Raw genomic sequence first — 17,296 nt, forward strand, 5'->3', positions numbered from 1 at the left:
GGTGACCGCAGAGACGACCCCGGCACCCAGTACCTGGGAGGCTGCTGTGCGCCGCGCGACGGTCGTCGCCGACCGCGAGCGGCCCGGCGGGATGAACGAAGACTGCTGGGAGGACGTCGCCATCCGCGACATCATCGCGGTGGTCCTGTACGCGCTGCACGTGCGCCACGAGACGCCGGTCGACGAGGTGCCGTGGTCGAAAGTCCTGTGGTGGCTGTGGGACGACGAGCACGTCATCACCCTCGTGGAAGACTCGTTCCCGGCCGCGGCACAGGCCCTCACCACCCCGGCTGACGAGCTGTCGGATCCGCTGCTCGCGCGATGGCGGTGGCTGAACCGGACGTGGGATCCCGACGCTCCCATCCGGCGCCGCAACGTGCCGCCCCCGCCCTGGGAGGCCCTGATGCGGCGGGGACGCGACGCGGCGGACGGCCCCCTGCCGGAGCCGCGGTGGGAGGGGATGAGCCGCGGGATCGCCGAGGCTCTGCCGGACCCCGCGATCGAGGTGTGCACGCACTGGGCCGCGGCCGCGGTCAGTGCCGTCTTCAGCGCCGAGCAGGGCGGCCTCGCTGTGTTTCAGCGGGTCCGCGTGCACGGCGGGAGCTTCGCCGGCCAGGGCGGCTACGTGCGGGACATCGGCTGGGGCTTCGACGACGGGAACCAGCAGGTGACCGGTCCCGAGGGCTACGTCGTCGACCTGGACGACACCGAGGGCACCGAGCGGATCGACGCCGAGCTTCTTCAGCCCGGATCCGACCTCCGGTGGGCAGGTCGGCCGGAGGGCACCCTCAAGGACGGTCCGCCCCCCGGACTCCATGCCGCGCTGCCGCCGGTGCCGTCCTGCGCAGAAGACCTGGAGCGCCTCCTGGCCGGAGCCAGTAACCCGGAAGTCCTACCCGAGGATCTGCGGAGCAGCATCCGGGGCGCCCGGCGCCACCACCACCTCGACATCAGGCGCCTGGCCGCTCCGAGACCGCACCGCGCGACCGCACAACTGCTGCTGCACTGGTACGAGTTGACCGACCGGTACGCGGACGACCCGGCGGGGCGTGCGGAGGTCTGGGAACTGCTCACCACGGAACACCTGCACGATGACCAGCCCGTCCGTCGTCTCGCCACGAGCGAGTCCGAGGCGAAGGCACTCGCCGAGCAGCACACCGGACTCCTGCTCTGACCGGACGCCCAGATCCGTCGCCTCGCCGCAGACCCCGCCCGTGACCCGTGACCTCGGAGGCCGGCTCGTGGACGCGCTCCCCCGCCATCCCGCGCTCTCCCCCGGCGCCTCCTGGCCCACCCTGCGGATGTGGGTCCGCCGAGAGGACGAACACACCGTCCTGGTCGCGCTCGCTCCTGCCCGCGGGACTCGGCCCGAGGAGGTTCTCCTGCCGTGCGACGCCGCACTGCTGATCCTGCTCGGGAGGATCGCCCTGGGCAACAGCCGGGCCGCCCTGTACGCCGCGCGCCTGGACGAGGAAGATCCGGGCCGGCGGCTGGTGCTGTGCGCGCGGGGCGCACCCGGCGCGGTGCGGGTCCACGGCGCGATGTCGTCGGTGGCCGACGCCTTGTACGCGCGGACGCGGGCAGCGATGCTGACGGCCGGAGCGCTGCTGCGGGCGTCGGGGCAGGGTGACGAAGCCGCCCACTGGGGCACGCTGGCCCGCCAGTTGCTGCTGGCGAAGAGGTCGGCCCGCCGTGGGCACAGTGTCCGAACGGTGTCAGGCGGCCTGCCGACACTCGGAAAACGCGGATGACATGAAGGACAGACAGTGACGACAAGCATGCCCGCAGCCAGCGACGTCCAGCCCGTCTTCGCCGGCGAGGAGCCCCCCGAGACGTACGTGGCCAGCATCTTCCTCGCGGGCCCGTCTCCGCGGACCGCCGAGGCCCCCTCGTGGCGGCCCGAGGCTCTGCGTGAGATCACCATGCAGTGGCGGCAGCCCGGCACGCTCGTGGTGTTCGTCCCCGAGGCCCGGGGCGGGGCACGAAGCAGCGATTTCATTGGGCAGCTCGACTGGGAGCGCGTCAACCGGGGGCGTGCCGACGAGATCCTGTACTGGGTGCCGCGCGCGATGGACACGTTGCCGGGCCTGTCCACGAACGTCGAGTTCGGGGAGGACATGGACGGCGGCCGCGCCGTCCTGGGCTGCCCCGAGCACGCCGTGCACGTGCGCCTCCTCCAGGCACTCGCCGACGACCTGAAGGCGCCCGTCGCGGACACTTTGGCCAAGACGGTCGCCCTCGCCCTGGACCGCATCGGCCCTGGCGCCGCCCGCATCGCCGGACAGCGTGACGTGCCGTTGCTGCTGTGGCGCACCCCCTCCTTCCGCGCATGGCTGGCCGCACAGGAGGAAGCGGGCAACCAGCTGCTCGGCGGCCGGATCGCCTGGACGTTCCGTGTGGGCCCCACGCGGACTCACGTGCTGTTCTGGGCGTACGCGGCGCGCGTGTGGGTGGCGGCCGAACAGCGCGAGAAGTCCAACGAAGTCGTGCTCGGCCGCCCGGACCTCTCGACCGTTGTCGCCTTCCGCCCCGCTGCGCAGTGGCTGGACAGCGAAGTCGTTCTGGTCCGCGAGTTCCGCTCACCCGCCCGCACAGCGGATGGCTTCATCCGCGAGCTTCCCGGCGGCTCCGCGCCGAAGACCGGCGACCCACGGCAGGTGGCCGCGGACGAGTTCGCGGAGGAGACCGGACTGCGCCTGGACCCCAGCCGTCTGCACGCGGTCGGAGTCCGCCAGTCGGCGGGCACCGTTTCCGTCCATGTCCAGGCTGTCTACGCCGTCGAACTCAGCGACACCGAGATCGACGAACTCCGCGCCGACCAAGCCGGCCACGGCAACGCCGCGGAGACCGAGCGGACGCACGTGGAAGTGGCACGCGTCGCTCACCTCCTGCATCCCGAGACCCCGGCGGTCGACTGGACCACGCTCGGCATCATCACCCAGGCCCTTCACGGTGTCGCGCCCTGATGCTCCGCCCGCCGCCTTGCCGCGATCACGGCCGGGCTGAAACGCTGGAGCATCGAGATCACCGCTCGCGCACCCCGCTCTGGAGGTCGGCGCGAGGCACGACGTGGGGGGCATGGCGCGCATGCTGATTGAACAGGCCGAACAACGGCGCCTAACCGAGACGCTCATGCAGAACGCGGCCCTGTGGTCAGCGGACGCGCTCGTGGCGGCGAGCGGAGGCGTGGTGTACGACGCCGAGCGCAGCGCGCAGATCCTCGCGGCCTGGGCCCAGGTCAACGCCGCCGGCACCAATATCTCGGTTCCCCTGTTCTCGAAGCACCCTGACGCCGACGAGCCGTGGGCGAAGCTCGGCGCCGAACTCGCCGCGACCGCCGACCAGGGCGCCGTGGGCCTGCTGGAACAGGCCGCCCTGCGGTGTGCCACTGAACTGGGGCCGGACGGCCGCGCCAAGCTCCTCGCGCAACTGGCGATTGCGGTGTCGCCGCTGATCCGGCTGGCCGGCGGGCTGGACGAACTGCTCGATGCGGCCGCGCTCCACCGCAGGTGCGCGGGCGGCACGGAGGCCGGGTGGGTCGCCGGCGCCACCTGGATCGTGGGCGCGCTGACCGAGAACGCCCAGAACACCACGGTGACGACCCTGGCCTCGGACAGGATCGCGCGCCTGGTCGACGACGGGCATGGCGTCAACCTGTGGCACACCTGGCCGAAGGTCGCCGCCTCGATGATGTCCACCGCGTTCCTCGACAAAATGGACGCTCCCCTCGACCCCGGCCTCCCCCGCTACCCGGTCGGGCTCTGGCTGCGCGCCGTACAGGCCGTCCACACCGGCGACGAACGCCAGACCGAGAACGCCGTCGCCGAGTTCCGGGACCAGGACCCCGGCAACCAGAGCATGCTGTGCTTCGAGCTCGCAGGGGCCATCGCCGCCGTTCGTACCCTCCCCTCCCGACGGACGGCACGGCGTGCCGCCCTCGGCGAGACGAAGGAAGACGAGGCGCTGCGCAGCGCGGTCAGCGCCATCATGGACGAGCTGCCCGCAGACGTCGTCGAGCGGACCGGTCGCATGTACGCGTTCTCCCGCCGCGCGATCCTCGCCTACATCGACCGTGACGCCGAGACACTCGCTGCGGTCATCGACCGGGTCGCCACCTGGGACGACGATCCCGGCCGCACGCCACCCCCGCAGTTCCGCTTCGAGTTCCCCAACCAGCAAGCTCTGGATTTCGCGAACCAGCTTCTGCGCCTGGGCGAGATGGCAGGCGTCCACATCACCAACCGTGAAGCCGCCGACGGCGCCGCCCCCCTGATCGACCGATACGCCCCGAACGAGTACAAACAAGCCGCGCGCGAACTGGTCCAAGCGCTCAGGGGCGCCGGAGAGCCGGGGGTCGACTTCAACCAGGCCGTCGCGAACAGTCCTGCCGGGCTCGTGGCGTTCGCCGCGATGGCCGCCGGCTTGACCCAGAACCGCCGGCTCCCGCTCCCCAAGGAGCGCACCCGCCTCAACTTGATCACCGAGATCCGCGAGAGCGAGGCCAAAGCCCTGCGCGTCCCCGATCGCGAGATCATCACCGTCAGCGACAAGGAGGCACTTGCCTTCCTCGAACAGCTCTACGGGCCCGACTACCCCATCCCGCGCGATCCCCGCGAACGCACGGTGTGGGAACACGATGTCGTCGCCATCGCAGCGCAGCACCTCCTGGAGTGCCCGGCGGACGCCACCACTCCGGAACAGCGGCAAGCCCTCGACGCCCGAATCAAGACGGTCCTCCGGGCAGGAACAACCCCGCAGCGCACCCCTCCCCGGCCGGACCGCAGCAACGTGGTGCGCAACCAGCCCAAGCGCTCCTCAAAGCGGAAGCGGAAGGGCAAGTAGCCGATCGTGGGGTCCGGCCGGGAGAGCCCGCGCGTTCGTCTGACCACCGTGCGTGTGCGCAGACCGGCGTGCCGGGCGGGCTCTCCGAGCGCAGCGTCCGGCAGGACAGCAGTCAGCTGCTGGTCTCGGCGCTGGACCCGAGAGCGGCGTCGAGTACCGGCTCCCATCGGTCCTCGCCGCTGAGCTTGGGCAGGATGATCGTTCGGATTCCCAGCGCCTGGCCTCCCTGGTCTGCTTCCGGGGTGTCGCCCACCATCAGGGCGTTGCGTGGCTGTACGCCCAGCCGCTGGCAGGCCACGGCGAAGATGGTCGGCGCCGGCTTCCTGGCGGCGATGTCGTAGGACATCACGCAGTCCGAGATCCAGGTCATCAGGTCGTGCTGGCGGAGGACCGGCCGCAGGTCCCAGCCGATGTTGCTGACCACCGCCAGCCGTACTCCAGCCCGGCACAGTCCCACCACCGCCCGGCGCGCGGCCGGGTCGATCCGCCATCCATCGGCGCTCATCGTCCTTCGGTACAACGCCCCCGCCGCTTCGGGCCAGGGCAACCCGGCCTCCTCCAGGAGGCGGTCGTACACGGACCGGTGGGCCTGTGGGTCCAGATCCCGCCGCCACCACGCTGCCAGGGCGTGCGGGGAGAGATCTGCCGGCCGGCGGCCACCCGGCAGCCCGGCGGCCTCCGCCTGGCGGACCCACGCGGCTCGGTCTTGCGCCGGAACAGTGATCCCGGCCTCGGCCAGCGCACCCGAGAGCCATTCGTCGGTGCTCTCCAGGTGCGCCACCGTGCCCGCCCAGTCCAGCAGCACCGCCTCGGCGGCACCCGCAGGCGGGGCAGCGGCGGGCGGCTCCACCGCGGCACCGCGGACCGCTTGTACGTGGACGTGCGCGCAGCGCGCGGTTACCCGCGCGATGTCGGCCCGGGTGGGCGAGCCTTCCAGTACCGCCATGTCCGCCGCGAAGGCGTCCCGTTCGGCCTCGCGCCGCTGGGCGCCCGCACCGTCGACTTCCTTGCCCCGGAAGAGGCTGCGCAGGTGGGTGCGTCCTGCGTCGGCCCTTGCCCTGTCGACGAGAATCATCGCTTCGGCTATCTCACGCGTGTCAGGCACACATCCCCCGGGTGGTTGAACGGCGGGTGGGTTCACATTCTGCCCAACCGTCAACGCCACGGCCGGAGTCCGGTTGCTGCGGTGAAGTTCGGTTGTCAGACGAGGACGCCACTGCGCTCGGCCAGGCCTCGCAGGTCCGTCGATGTCGGGCCCAAGCGCAGCAGGCTGGAGATCAGCGACTTCGTCGCCGGGCGGGCGTGGGTCTCCTCGGGTGCCAACCGTTCGCCGGCGAGCAGCGTTTGGATGCAGTCGGCTCGTCGGCCGAGATAGGAGTAGGTGACAGCGATGTCGCCGAGTGCACGAGAGCGGCGTTCGACGCTGGGCAGCGCGTTGAGCGGGAGCGAGTGGGCGGCATCGAGTGCGGCCCGCGGGTCACCAGCGTGGTTCTCGGCGCTAATGCGGTGGAGTCGAACGGTTAGCGGGCTGAAGCCGCCCTGGTTGCCGGGCAGCGTGGCACGGCCGATCTCGTCGGCGATCGCGGCGGCCTCATCGGTCAGTTCCCGCATTCCGTCGCGGTCGCCGCAGCGGGTGAGCGTGTACGCCGCGCTCTGGATCAGAAGGCCGCGCAGCGCGGTGCCGGCCCGGCCGGCGCGGCGCAAGTCGGGCCGGTCCGCGGCGGACAGTGCGAGGGCCAGTGCCTGGTCGTGCTGGCCGGCCTTCCTCGCGAGCACGGCCGCCTGGCGGGCGGCTTCAGCGACCGCGAGGGCTACGTCGGCCGCCTCCGCGAACTGGCGGGCGCGATCGACGGCCAGCCAGCCGAGCTGGAGTTCGTCGAGTTTGACGAGCATGCGCGTGGCCAGCAGGTAGGCCTCGGACAGCAGCGCATACGGGGCGGTGTCCCCTCCGCTGAGGGTGAGCGCGTGGCCGGCGCGGAGCAGGCGGGGCAGGCTGACGGCGAGACGGGCGTAGCGGCAGGCGTCGAAGTCGGCGAGCGCGCCGACGAAGTGCTCGGCGAGCGACTTGGGTGGCGGCTCCGCGGGCGCCTGGCCGACCCCGAGCATGGCGTCGCGCAGACGGGCTACAAGGAGCGAGCCGAGGACGGCCTGGTCCACCTGGGCGGATGCGGCGGTTCCCGGGAGAGGGGAGGCAATGGCTGCGGCGGCGGTGGCCGCCAGGCCCGTGATCAGCGTCCGTCGGTACACGGGGTGGTCGCCCTCCTCCCCCGCATCCCTTCGCTGGGGTCGGCGGGTGCTCGCAGAAACTGCTCGATGACGCGCTCTTCGCGCAGGTGGCCTGCCACGTGTTGCGCAAGGAGAGCGACGCCGAGGTCGGAAAGGTGGACACCGTCGCTCCACAGCGTCGGCCGCTCCCGCCCTGGCTGATGCGCGAAATCGCGGGCGATCTGGACGAACGGCGTCCAGACGTCGACGAAGGGGACGCCGGCGGTGGCGGCGCATTGGGCGGCGGCGCGGTTGTAGAGCTCGAGATCGTGGTTCATCGCAGCGACTGCCGCCGGAGGACCGACGGGCCCGAACGGTGTCTCGGAGACGCACAGGATGCGGCGGGCTCGATCAGTCAGGATGGTGAGGGTGGCGGCGTAGTGCTCGGCGTACTCCTGGATGGACACTTCCTCGGCCGTGCGCCCCTGGTGGGCGCGCCAGACGTCGTTGATGCCGCAACCGTAGACCGCGAGGTCGTACCGCAGGTGTGGCGGGAGAGCCTGGGCGGCGGTGGCGAGGTCGCGGGAGGTTGCACCGCCCTGACCGCGGTTGTCGCAGATGAAGGAGACGCGGGGGTGAGCGAGCTGGAGCGCCAGGCGGACGCGGTGGACGTAGCCGGTGGAGCGGTGCTCCGTGATCCGGACCGTCTCGCCGACTTGGGCGAGCGTGGCAGGGTCGGTCAGACGAGGGCTGTGGGCCTGGCGGTGTTCCATGATCGAAGTGCCGAGCCACAGGATCCGTAAGGACTGCGGGGTGCGGGCCGAGGTCATGAGGAGGCGAGCCGGGCGACCGGCACGGTGGGAGCGGCGGCAGGGCGGTACCGGTGATGCAACGGGGACCTCCCGGGTGGGCATGTCGTGAGACAACTCTAGGCCCGCGCAGAGGGGTTGGCGCTGCGCCTCCCGCCCGGGAGCCCTCGAAGGGATGATGCGCACGCCGCCAGGAGACGCAAGCGGGTCGAGCGCCGAGAGCTGACCCCTGACCCGGCCGGGGCGCCCGCCACAGTCGGTCCTGGGCGGGAGCCACTCGTCACTGCGTGGCCATGCTGTGCTGCGGAAGGCGGCGTAGCCTCGCTAAGGTTCCCTAGAAGTCGCACGGCACCGTCAAGGGGACCCCGCGGACATCGCCGAAGCCCACTCGATGCCCGAACTCATCCCGCGTTCCTGACCCGCCGCGCCCTCCCGGGGTCCGGCGCAGCGCATGAAGGCGAGGCGACTTCGTGGATCACGCCCCGCTCGGGCCCGGGTGCGCCGTACGGTCGCTTCTACGGATGGCGACCAGGCGGTGACGCCGGGACAGGTATGGGAGGGGAATCCGAGGATGGTCAACGCCCGTACGTACCCACTGTGGCGGGATCTCGCGATGAGCGAGGACCTCCCCAACGAAGCCCTCAAGACGGTGATCGAAGCCCTGTGCACTCCGGCAACGACGCCGGACGGCTTCGACGTCCAGGCCGACCGGTGGCGGGAGGAAGCCCTCAAGGACGCGCTGCCCGCGCTGCTGGCCCGGACCCCGGCCAAGCGGCTGCGCGGCCGGCTCCTGGTGCACGCCGACGAGAAGACGCTGGCAGCCCTGGCGGCCGACGGCACCGTGACCCCCGCCGACGTGCCCGCCATCCTCCGGCACCGCCGGGCCTGGGCCGGGCTCATCTCCGCGCTGGCACGGCACCCCGGCCAGGTCGAGGCGGCCATCGCGCTCCTGCCCCGCCTCCCCCAGCATGAGGTGGAGCAGGTCGTCCGGGACTGGGACCCCGACCGCTACACCCGCACCAAGAACACTCCGCCGGCCCCGCCCGTGCCGCAGAAGCTGTTCGACGCCGTCCTGGAAGCCTGCCTCACCCCTCTCGCCGCGTACCTGCTCCACCCGGAGCCCGAAGAGGGCTGGGAGGCCGTGTCCGCGCACTCGAAGGACTGGTCGCTGGAGTTGAGCGGCCGCGACGGCTGGGCGATGCTGGCCCGTTGCCCCGAGCGGTGGGCGCAGCTCACCGCGCACCCCGAGCTCGGGGCGGCTGTCCAGCACCTGCTGCTGGACCAGGCCGAGACGCAGGCCCTCGAGGACGCCCGGCTCCGCGCCGCCGACCCCGAGGGTGAGGAACTGCCCGCCGACCCGGCGCCCGCGCTCAGCGAGGAACTGCTGCTCGCCTGTCTCCCGGCCCTGTGCCTGCCCGAACTGGCCGACCTGCCCAACCCGCAGGTGACCGCCCGCCGGACCCTGCACCACCTCGCAAACCGCGTCCACACCAACCCGCGCCTGGCCGACCTCGCCGCCGACCAGTTGCACGCGGCCGCCGACGCGCTTGTCACCCGCGGCCAGCTGCTCACCTGGTCCGACAAGCAGGAGAACGACTACGAGTTCGAGGGCCGCGTCCTGCGCCTCGCTGAGGATCTGGCCCTCCTCAGCGCCAACCCCGACCACCTTGCCGGGGCCTGCGCCCAGCTCGCCAGGCTGGATCCGCCGGCCGTCGTCTCCCCCAAGCCGAGCCGGACCCTGATCCGCGTCCTGGACAACGTCGACCCGGACCACGACCGCCCGGCCCGGCTCCTGGAACGCCACTCCGAGCACCGCCGGGTCCAGGCCCTGACCGTCCTCGCCGCCAACCCACACACCCCGACCGCCGCCGTCGCGGACGTCCTGACCGGGCTGCACCCCGCCGAACTGGCCTGGATCGCCGAGAAGGCCGGCGGCCCCGACTGGTTCCTGGCCGCGGCGGCCGCCGTCCCGGTGCCCGAAGACGAGGACGACGGTGTGGTGCGGCTGGTGGACGACGAGGAACTCGGCAAGCACCCCGACCCAGCGGCTGTCCTGCAGTCCTGGCTCGACTCCCCCGCCGCCGGTGAGATCCTCTCCCGCTCCGAGGTCTACCGCGCCGTCGTGAAGTCCCGCTACCGCACCCTGGAGCACCTGCGCCAGATCCCCGCCGACGAGGTCCTCGCCCGCCACGAACCCGAAGTCGCCCTGAAGATACTGCTGGACCACTGCGGGCGCAGCACCGACCGGTGGGAGGCCCTCGCCGCCGCCATGACCTTCGACTACGACGACGAGAAGATCACCTTCGGCCAGCTCCTCGACTCCCTGGGCCCCGCGCCCGCCCAGGCGCAGACGTCCTGACGGGGGCGTCCCGCAGGCCGCCGTGTGCGTGGCGCCTCCGCGCATGCAGTCCGCGAGGGTTCAGTGTGGCGCTGTGCGCGGGCCTGCTCAGCCGGGGCCGACACATCGGCCGTGGCGATGTCGGGCTCGGGGAAGGCCCGGCAGCTCAGCGCCCGCATCGGGTCTGCCGTTCCACCGCCTCCGCGATTGCTGGATCTACCGGGATGCGGACAGCCTGCCAGTGCGCCTCGATCGTACGGAGGTATCTCTCGGACGGCATCCGGCGCTCCCCCGGGGCAGCGGGCATCGTCGGATGCGGGGCCGGGGCGGCGGCCGTCGTGGCGGGGCATGCCTTCGCGCGCGCCAGAACGTGAACTTGGCGCAGACGCTCGCACCCTGCACCCGGAGCGACTCAGGGCGTGTGGCACTGTGTCGGCTCCGAGATGCCTGGTCAGGTACTACGATCCGTCCTCTGGCGGCAAGGGATGGGCTCGGCCGCGGCGGAGGGCTCGGAGGTCGTGGAGTGAGTAGCGAGCAGGAGCGGCCTCGGTTCCGGCGCCGTGCGAAGGAGATTCCCGCTCCCGCGACGCCGGAGGCCTTGTTCGGGGAGCTGCCGCGCACGCCCGGGGGGCACGGCGCGCTGTGGTCGCATCAGGCGGACATCCTTCGCGACTACTCCTCGGCGGTGTTCCGGGACAAGGCCGATGTCGCCCTGGAGCTGCCGACCGGCTCCGGCAAGACGTTGGTCGGGCTGCTGATCGCCGAGTGGCGGCGCCGGTTCTTCAAACACCGATCGGTCTACGCCTGCCCGACCAAGCAACTCGCTCACCAGGTATGGGAGGCGGCGCAGGCCCAGGGCGTTCCGGCTGCCCTGTTCGTCGGACGCACCCGTGACTTCGACGACCGGGACCTGGCCCGCTATGAGGGCGCCGAGGCCGTGGCCATCACGGTCTACAGCCACGTGTTCAACACCAACCCCGTCTTCGCCGGTGCCCAGAGTCTGCTGTTCGACGACGCGCACGCGGCGGAGAACTACGTCGCCGACGCCTGGGCGGTGGAGATCCCGGTCGGCACAGACCAGTTCAACGGGCTGATCGACGCCTTCGGTGCGGACCTGGACCGGCATCTGGTAGCCCGACTCACGGATGGGCAGGCCGCGGAGTCGGAGGTGCGGCTGCTGCCGGTGACGACGGTGGCCAAGCGCACCGAGGCCCTGGACAAGGTCCTGATCACCTTGAGCGGGGATGCGAAGTACCGGTTCAGCATGGTCCGGCAGCAGCTGCGCTCGTGCCTGTTCTACGTCAGCTCCCAGGGCTGGTACATCCGGCCGATGATCCCGCCGACGTTCGACCACGACGCCTTCACCGGCCCCGTGCAGCGGGTCTACCTGTCCGCCACCCTGGGCGAGGGCGGGGAGCTCGAGCGGGCCTTCGGCCGCAGTCCGATCGCGCGGGTCCGTGCGCCGGAGGGATGGGAGCGGACCGGCAGCGGCCGGCGCTTCTTCGTCTTCCCCGACCTCGCCGAGACCGACGACCCGGTCTTCGGGCCCGCCGAACCGGCCACAACGGCCAAGGACGCGACGCCCGACGCTCCGGCCACGGAAGCGTCAGAGGGCGCGGCCGCGCAGAAGGGCGGCCTTGTCGGGCGGCTGGTTCGGCTGCGGAACAAGAGCGTGCTGCTGACCCCGGACGACCGGACGGCGCAGGCCACCGCCCGCACGATCGGGGTGCCGGCCGCCGAGCGGTTCCGTCCCGGCGAGGCCAAGACGGGGCTGCGCCCGTTCATCGACGCCGAGCGGGGCATGCTCCTGGCCGCGAGCCGCTACGACGGCATGGACCTGCCCGACGAGACGTGCAACATCATCCTGATGCACGGCCTGCCCGACGCCGTCCACCTCCAGGACCGGTTCCTCATCACCCGGCTCGGCGCGAGCAACGTCGCCCTGGAGCGGGTACGGACCCGGGTCGTGCAGGGCGCCGGCCGCTGCACCCGCGGGCCGCGCGACTTCGCGCTCGTCATCGCCGTCGGCCGCGACTTGCAGCGGTTGCTCTCCCGTACGGACGTCCGCGCCGGGATGCCGCCCGAACTCCAGGCGGAGATCGCCTTCGGCCGGGAGAACAGCGAGGTGCCCGCCGACGACCTGGTCGCACTCGCACAAAGCGCCCTGGACCGCGACCACATCTGGCAGGAGGACGCCGAGCCGTACATCACCGAGCTGCGCAACGAGGCGACCAAGGAACTCCCCCCGTACGCGGGGAAGCTGGCGGGCAGCGTGCGACGGGAGATCGCCGCCTGGCAGGCCGCGTGGCAGCAGGACTTCGACCGCGCCTCCCGCGAAGCCGTCGAGGTCCTCAACCAGCTCACCGGCCAGGAACTGCGCCCCTACCAGGCCCTGTGGGCCTACCTCGGCAGCGCCTGGGCCTCCCTCGCCGTCGACGCGCCGGCCGCCGCCGAACGCGCCGACCAGCTGATGCGCCGCGCCCGCCAGGCCGCGAACCGGACCACCTGGCTCCGCGAGATCGAAGGCCCCGGCGCCACCGCCGGCGACCTGGACGTCCTCGACGCCGAGGGCGTCGACGGCGTCATCGCCGCCCTGGCCATGCCGCGACTGAAGAGCACCGCGAAGTTCAACGAGCTCGCCAACACCATGATCCGCGCACTGGGGGATCCCGACGCCACCGGCTACGAGCAAGCCCTCGTCACCCTGGGCGACCTCCTCGGCGCCCGCTCGTACAAACCGCAGGGCCAGGGACGCACCGACGCCGCCTGGATGTGGCCGTCCGCCTGGATCACGATCGAGGCCAAGAGCGAGCAGAAGACCGAGGGCGGCGTCAGCCTGAAGTACATCCGCCAGGCGAACACCCAGCTCGACCTTCTCGCCGCCGACGAGGGCCTCGACGAGCCCGCACCCGGCAGCATCACCGTCATCGCCTCCCCCCGCAGCATGGTCGACGACGACGGAGTGAAAGTCGCCCGCGACCACCTCCACCTGTCCTCCCCCACCACGCTCCTCGCCCTCGCCCAGCGCACCGTCCGAGCGTGGACCGAGATCCGCGGCGCCGCGCCGGCCGGCGTCGACAACGACGGCCTGCGCGCGGTCGTCCAGGAGACGCTCGCCACGCACCGAGTACTGCCTTCCCAGGTGCGCGACGAGTTGAGCGCAGACCCCATCCGCCGATGACCCACACGCTCAAGCCGGTCACCGATGCGCCGCGGCCCCGAAGGTGAACGCGGCGGCAGGATGGCGACCACCGGAAGGACCCCTTGAAGTGAGCAAGCACGACGCGGTCCGCGCGGCGGTGTTCTCGGCCGGATCGTGGGGCACGGCCGTCGCCAAGATCATGGCTGACGCCGGCACCGACGTGGTCCTCCACGCGCGGCGCAGCAAGGTCGCCGACGCGATCAACGTGACGCACCGCAACCCCGGCTACTTTCCTGATGTCGAACTGCCCACCACCGTGACAGCCACGACCGCCCCCGCTGCCGCGCTGGACGGCGCGGGCCTTCTCGTGCTGTCCATCCCCGCGCAGTCCCTTCGGGAATGCCTCGCGACCTGGGCGCCGTACATCGGAGCCGACACCCTGATCGTGTCGCTGATGAAGGGCATCGAACGCGACACCGGCCGGCGAGCGAGCGAGGTCATCACCGAGGTAACCGGCCTCCCGGCGGAGCGGGTGGCGGTGCTCTCAGGACCGAACCTCGCGCGGGAGCTCATGGCCGGACAGCCCGCCGCGGCGACCGTCGCCTGCCCAGACGAAGCGGCCGCGCTCCGCGTGCAGCAGGCGTGCCACACCAACTACTTCCGGCCCTACACCAGCACCGACGTGATCGGCTGCGAACTCGGCGGCGCCGTCAAGAACGTCATCGCACTCGCGGTCGGCATCGCCTCCGGCATGAACCTGGGTGACAACGCCGCCGCGATGCTGATCACGCGCGGCCTGGCCGAGACCACGCGACTGGCCGTGGCCATGGGCGCCCACCCCGCCACCCTGGCAGGACTGGCCGGCCTCGGCGACCTCGTCGCCACCTGCACCTCACCGCTCTCCCGCAACCGCACCTTCGGCGCTCACCTCGGCGCGGGATCGAGCGCCGAAGACGCGGCCGCCGCCACCCGGCAGACCACCGAAGGCGTCAAGAGCGCAGCGGCGATCCTTGCCCTGGCCCGCGCCCACGGCGTCGATATGCCAATCACCGACGCAATCACCGCCCTGCTGAACGGAACAGTCACGCTCGACCAGGCCACGGCCGCGCTGATGCAGCGCCCGGCCAAGCCCGAGCGCTGACCTCCGGCACCCCGCGGACCCTGGACCGTCCTTCTGCGCTATCACCCGACGTCTCGGGCGTGGGCTGGCTGGGCCCTGCCGAATCGCCCTGCCAGGGCTCTGCGCCCCGCTGAGGTCGGGGAAGTCTGGACCGCACCGTCAAGGGACACGAGCGTGGACGTCGCCGAAGCCCAGCAGTTCGCCTGGCAGAACATACTCACCAGGGGCTTCAACTACCTCGTCGCCCTTCGGCCCAGATACAGAACGTCGGCTTGGCTGCTGGGGAGGCGGGGGCCGACCGCTCAGTCCTGCCAGTCCAGCTGTGATTCGGGGACGCCGATGGAGCGCGCGTAATCCTGCGCCTGCTGACGGCCTTCCACCTGCTTGCGCGGATAGCGGAAGATCCTGTCGGCGAAGATCACGAACGCCTCCGTGGTGGTGTTGTAGTTGACATACCAGCCCCCGGTCGGGGCCAGGCAGGCAGCCAACTGCCCGGCCAGAGGCTCGGCGTCGGTCTCCTCCGCAGCGAAGTCCAGGAGAGTCCATTGCTGCGGCTGCTCGGCCACCGCGTTGTGCACCTCCACCCTGGCGATCTTCGTGATGTGCAGCGGGACTCCGACCAACTCCGCTCCGAGTCGCAGACTTTCCGCGATCAGCACGCCTTCAAGCACCTGGTCCTCCTTGACCTCGACGCGGTGAGAGTAGCGAGGACCTGTGACAGAGGCGGCCCTTCGCATCATCACGTCAGCTGTTCGAAGGTGCGCTCGGCTTGCTCTCTCATCGAGCCCATGGACGCCACCAGCGCGTGCTGCCCGTCGGCGTGGCGGTCGGGGACGGTTCGGTCGTCGCTGCGGTGCGGTCGGCTACGAGGCCGATCTTGTCGGGGTGCACACAGGCCGGCTCACCAGCGGCCGTGTACCGGTGGCCGTCGACGGCATTGAAGGGTGCTTCGCGGCACGGCCGGTCGAAGACGACGAAGCCCTCGCGCGGGTGCCACAGGGCGGGGCAGATCCCGCACAGGCCGTGGTCCGACTCGGGGTCGGTGTGGGGCGGGCGACCGTCCATGTCCTGGCAGCATAGCGTCCAGATGGCCGCGCGCTCCGACAACTGCGCACCCAGTTCGCCCGGTCACAGCAAGGCGTGCTCGAACGTGGAACGGTGCGCGGTGACGAAGGCGTGCTCGCGGCGGCTCCACTCGACGCGCGCGGCGACGACGTCCGCCTCGATGCGGAGCTCGGAGGGCCCGGGAACCCGCTCGGCCCAGAACCGGGCATTACGGTGCTGCCGTCCCAGGATCGCGTCGACGAGGCGACGGCGCTCGCCGGCACCGATTCCGTATGCATCGGCCAGCACCCGCACTTGGTGGGCCTGTTCGTGCACGGGTGGAGCTGTCACCTTGGAGGCGATACACCAGGTCCAGGCTGCGTACCCGACGTCGTCGAGAGGATCCCCGGGCGCGGCGGTGTCGAAGTCGATGAGGGCCACCGGCGTGCCGTCCTGGAAGATCATGTTGTTCGGCCCGGGGTCGTGGTGACAGACCACCGGGTGGGGGCCGGCGAGCCTGCTGCCGCGGGTCGCGTCGTGCAGGGAGCGCAGCAGTGCGCCGGCTGCGCTCACCTGGGCGTCGGTCCACTGCTGGAACTTGGCCGGCACGTGACCAGGCAGGTAGCTGAAGATGTCACGTCCGGCCTCGTCAACGCCCAGATAGCGCGGCGCACCGGTAAATCCATGCTGCTCAAGGTGGCTCAGCAGTTCCGCAACGAACGGAGACGAGGGTGAAGCAGGTCGGCGCACTGTGTCTCCGACCCGGACGACGCCGTGGGTGATGCGCCCTCCCCCCAGCGGTTCCTCCGCGTCTAGTCCGCCAGGCATGCCGGGGTCTCCTTGCTTCGAGGTCCAGGCCCCGATCCACGCGGGGGCCTGCCGGTGTCGATGCCGTGAGTGCCTGCGCAAGCTCGCCTGGGATCAGGTCCTGTACTGGGCCGCCCGAGGGGACGGCGCAGCAGCCGGGCCGGGAGGCTGGTCAGGACCACTTCTCTCCTCGATCCCAGGGCCGCCCCGACGCCCGGTGCTTGCTAGCGTGGCGGTCCGGGGTGGCTAGGTCGTGGATACTGCGCCGTCGGCATCGAGGCGATCTCCTTCGGGTTCACGCAGGCCGGCTCACCCCGGTGCCCCTCTGGACGCGACCGTCCGGCACATGCCTCCACCGGGATTCGGCTGGAGACAAGCACTCTCAGCCGCCGGTCCGATGGTGCGGAGGTACCTTACGAGGAACGCTCTATGCGCACGGGGACGTTGAAGTAGTCCCCCAGAGCGAGCCGAGCCAAGACGGACTGCTTCAGCCTGTGCTGTTTCGCGGTCTGCTTCAAGGTCGGGATCCACTTCGTGGAGACCGAGTACTGAAGACGAGTGTTGGCTGGCTCGATCTTCTTGGGTCGGCCGGGGCCCCGCTCGATCACCTTCAGACCGGGAAACAAGCCACCTTCTCGAACGGGCCCGCGTGCCTGGGCGATGAGGTCAGGCAACCGGTCGGCGCACTCCGCCACAGCGGTAAGAACGATCGTCTCAGCAGACTTTCCAGTCTGCTGCATCTGCTTAACCTTCGCCGCAATTGTCGACGGCACGTAGGTTTGGAGTGTCACCTTCCCGGTCGCCGAGCCGAGCGAATCGTCATCGTCGCCCCACTCATCCTCGTCCTCAGCCTCTTCGGCGGCGAGACGCTCCTCCTCCGCCTTCTTCCGATCAGCCTCTTCGGCGGCGAGACGCTCCTCCTCCGCCTTCTTCCGATCAGCCTCTTCGGCGGCGAGACGCTCCTCCTCCGCCTTCTTCCGATCAGCTTC

14 protein-coding genes are annotated in these 17,296 nt (G+C 71.3%); 7 read left to right on the forward strand and 7 right to left on the reverse strand.

Features of this window, described 5'->3' with window-relative positions:
* The first annotated feature begins 1 nt into the window (after position 1).
* The 4 genes from ACFV3R_RS10670 (at position 2) to ACFV3R_RS10685 (ending at position 4,842) form a co-directional block, all read left to right on the forward strand.
* Positions 2-1,174, forward strand: a complete 1,173-nt coding sequence (locus ACFV3R_RS10670) for a hypothetical protein (protein ID WP_385578865.1) — start codon at positions 2-4, stop codon at positions 1,172-1,174.
* A gap of 40 nt (positions 1,175-1,214) precedes the next feature.
* Positions 1,215-1,751, forward strand: a complete 537-nt coding sequence (locus tag ACFV3R_RS10675; protein WP_385578868.1) for a hypothetical protein — start codon at positions 1,215-1,217, stop codon at positions 1,749-1,751.
* A gap of 27 nt (positions 1,752-1,778) precedes the next feature.
* Positions 1,779-2,966, forward strand: coding sequence for an NUDIX hydrolase (locus ACFV3R_RS10680; protein ID WP_385578871.1), 1,188 nt, complete (start codon positions 1,779-1,781; stop codon positions 2,964-2,966).
* A 121-nt stretch (positions 2,967-3,087) separates the two neighbouring features.
* Positions 3,088-4,842: a hypothetical protein gene (locus ACFV3R_RS10685; RefSeq protein WP_385578874.1), complete on the forward strand. Its 1,755-nt coding sequence runs from the start codon at positions 3,088-3,090 to the stop codon at positions 4,840-4,842.
* Positions 4,843-4,954: 112 nt separating this feature from the next.
* Here the strand turns inward: ACFV3R_RS10685 and ACFV3R_RS10690 are convergent, their stop codons facing one another.
* The 3 genes from ACFV3R_RS10690 to ACFV3R_RS10700 all read right to left on the reverse strand — a co-directional run bounded on the left by ACFV3R_RS10690 (position 4,955) and on the right by ACFV3R_RS10700 (position 7,961).
* Complete coding sequence (locus tag ACFV3R_RS10690) at positions 4,955-5,947, reverse strand: HAD family hydrolase (protein ID WP_385578877.1); 993 nt, start codon at positions 5,945-5,947, stop codon at positions 4,955-4,957.
* Between the two features lie 95 nt (positions 5,948-6,042).
* The gene (locus ACFV3R_RS10695) at positions 6,043-7,089 is read right to left on the reverse strand and encodes an XRE family transcriptional regulator (protein ID WP_385578881.1); all 1,047 of its coding nucleotides are present in this window, start codon (positions 7,087-7,089) and stop codon (positions 6,043-6,045) included.
* Complete coding sequence (locus ACFV3R_RS10700) at positions 7,071-7,961, reverse strand: SGNH/GDSL hydrolase family protein (RefSeq protein WP_385578884.1); 891 nt, start codon at positions 7,959-7,961, stop codon at positions 7,071-7,073. Before ACFV3R_RS10700 ends, ACFV3R_RS10695 begins: the two co-directional genes overlap by 19 nt.
* A 508-nt stretch (positions 7,962-8,469) precedes the next feature.
* Here ACFV3R_RS10700 and ACFV3R_RS10705 point away from each other — a divergent pair.
* The 3 genes from ACFV3R_RS10705 to ACFV3R_RS10715 all read left to right on the forward strand — a co-directional run bounded on the left by ACFV3R_RS10705 (position 8,470) and on the right by ACFV3R_RS10715 (position 14,477).
* Complete coding sequence (locus ACFV3R_RS10705; protein WP_385578887.1) at positions 8,470-10,215, forward strand: hypothetical protein; 1,746 nt, start codon at positions 8,470-8,472, stop codon at positions 10,213-10,215.
* Between the two features lie 502 nt (positions 10,216-10,717).
* The gene (locus ACFV3R_RS10710) at positions 10,718-13,375 is read left to right on the forward strand and encodes a DEAD/DEAH box helicase (protein ID WP_385578890.1); all 2,658 of its coding nucleotides are present in this window, start codon (positions 10,718-10,720) and stop codon (positions 13,373-13,375) included.
* Between the two features lie 88 nt (positions 13,376-13,463).
* Positions 13,464-14,477: an NAD(P)H-dependent glycerol-3-phosphate dehydrogenase gene (locus ACFV3R_RS10715; protein WP_385578893.1), complete on the forward strand. Its 1,014-nt coding sequence runs from the start codon at positions 13,464-13,466 to the stop codon at positions 14,475-14,477.
* Positions 14,478-14,758: 281 nt separating this feature from the next.
* Here ACFV3R_RS10715 and ACFV3R_RS10720 read toward each other — a convergent pair whose 3' ends face one another.
* From ACFV3R_RS10720 to ACFV3R_RS10735, 4 genes are all read right to left on the reverse strand, one after another.
* A complete protein-coding gene (locus ACFV3R_RS10720; protein WP_385578896.1) occupies positions 14,759-15,127 on the reverse strand; it encodes a hypothetical protein in 369 nt (122 codons plus the stop codon).
* Positions 15,128-15,233: 106 nt separating this feature from the next.
* Positions 15,234-15,521, reverse strand: coding sequence for a hypothetical protein (locus tag ACFV3R_RS10725; RefSeq protein WP_385578898.1), 288 nt, complete (start codon positions 15,519-15,521; stop codon positions 15,234-15,236).
* A gap of 63 nt (positions 15,522-15,584) precedes the next feature.
* Entirely contained in the window at positions 15,585-16,109 is a 525-nt protein-coding gene (locus ACFV3R_RS10730; RefSeq protein ID WP_385578901.1) for an aminoglycoside phosphotransferase family protein, read from the reverse strand.
* Between the two features lie 611 nt (positions 16,110-16,720).
* Positions 16,721-17,296 (reverse strand): hypothetical protein (locus tag ACFV3R_RS10735; RefSeq protein WP_385578903.1); only part of this gene is annotated, 576 nt, incomplete at its 5' end.

Source organism: Streptomyces sp. NPDC059740 (assembly GCF_042733155.1).
GTDB lineage: Bacteria > Actinomycetota > Actinomycetes > Streptomycetales > Streptomycetaceae > Streptomyces.

What these genes read in the sequence shown, in the direction of transcription:
- ACFV3R_RS10680 (WP_385578871.1), top strand. Translation starts at nt 1,779, where the DNA reads ATGCCCGCAGCCAGCGACGTCCAGCCCGTCTTCGCCGGCGAGGAGCCC.
- ACFV3R_RS10685 (WP_385578874.1), top strand. Translation starts at nt 3,088, where the DNA reads ATGCTGATTGAACAGGCCGAACAACGGCGCCTAACCGAGACGCTCATG.
- ACFV3R_RS10700 (WP_385578884.1), bottom strand. Translation starts at nt 7,961, where the DNA reads ATGCCCACCCGGGAGGTCCCCGTTGCATCACCGGTACCGCCCTGCCGC.
- ACFV3R_RS10705 (WP_385578887.1), top strand. Translation starts at nt 8,470, where the DNA reads ATGAGCGAGGACCTCCCCAACGAAGCCCTCAAGACGGTGATCGAAGCC.
- ACFV3R_RS10725 (WP_385578898.1), bottom strand. Translation starts at nt 15,521, where the DNA reads ATGGACGGTCGCCCGCCCCACACCGACCCCGAGTCGGACCACGGCCTG.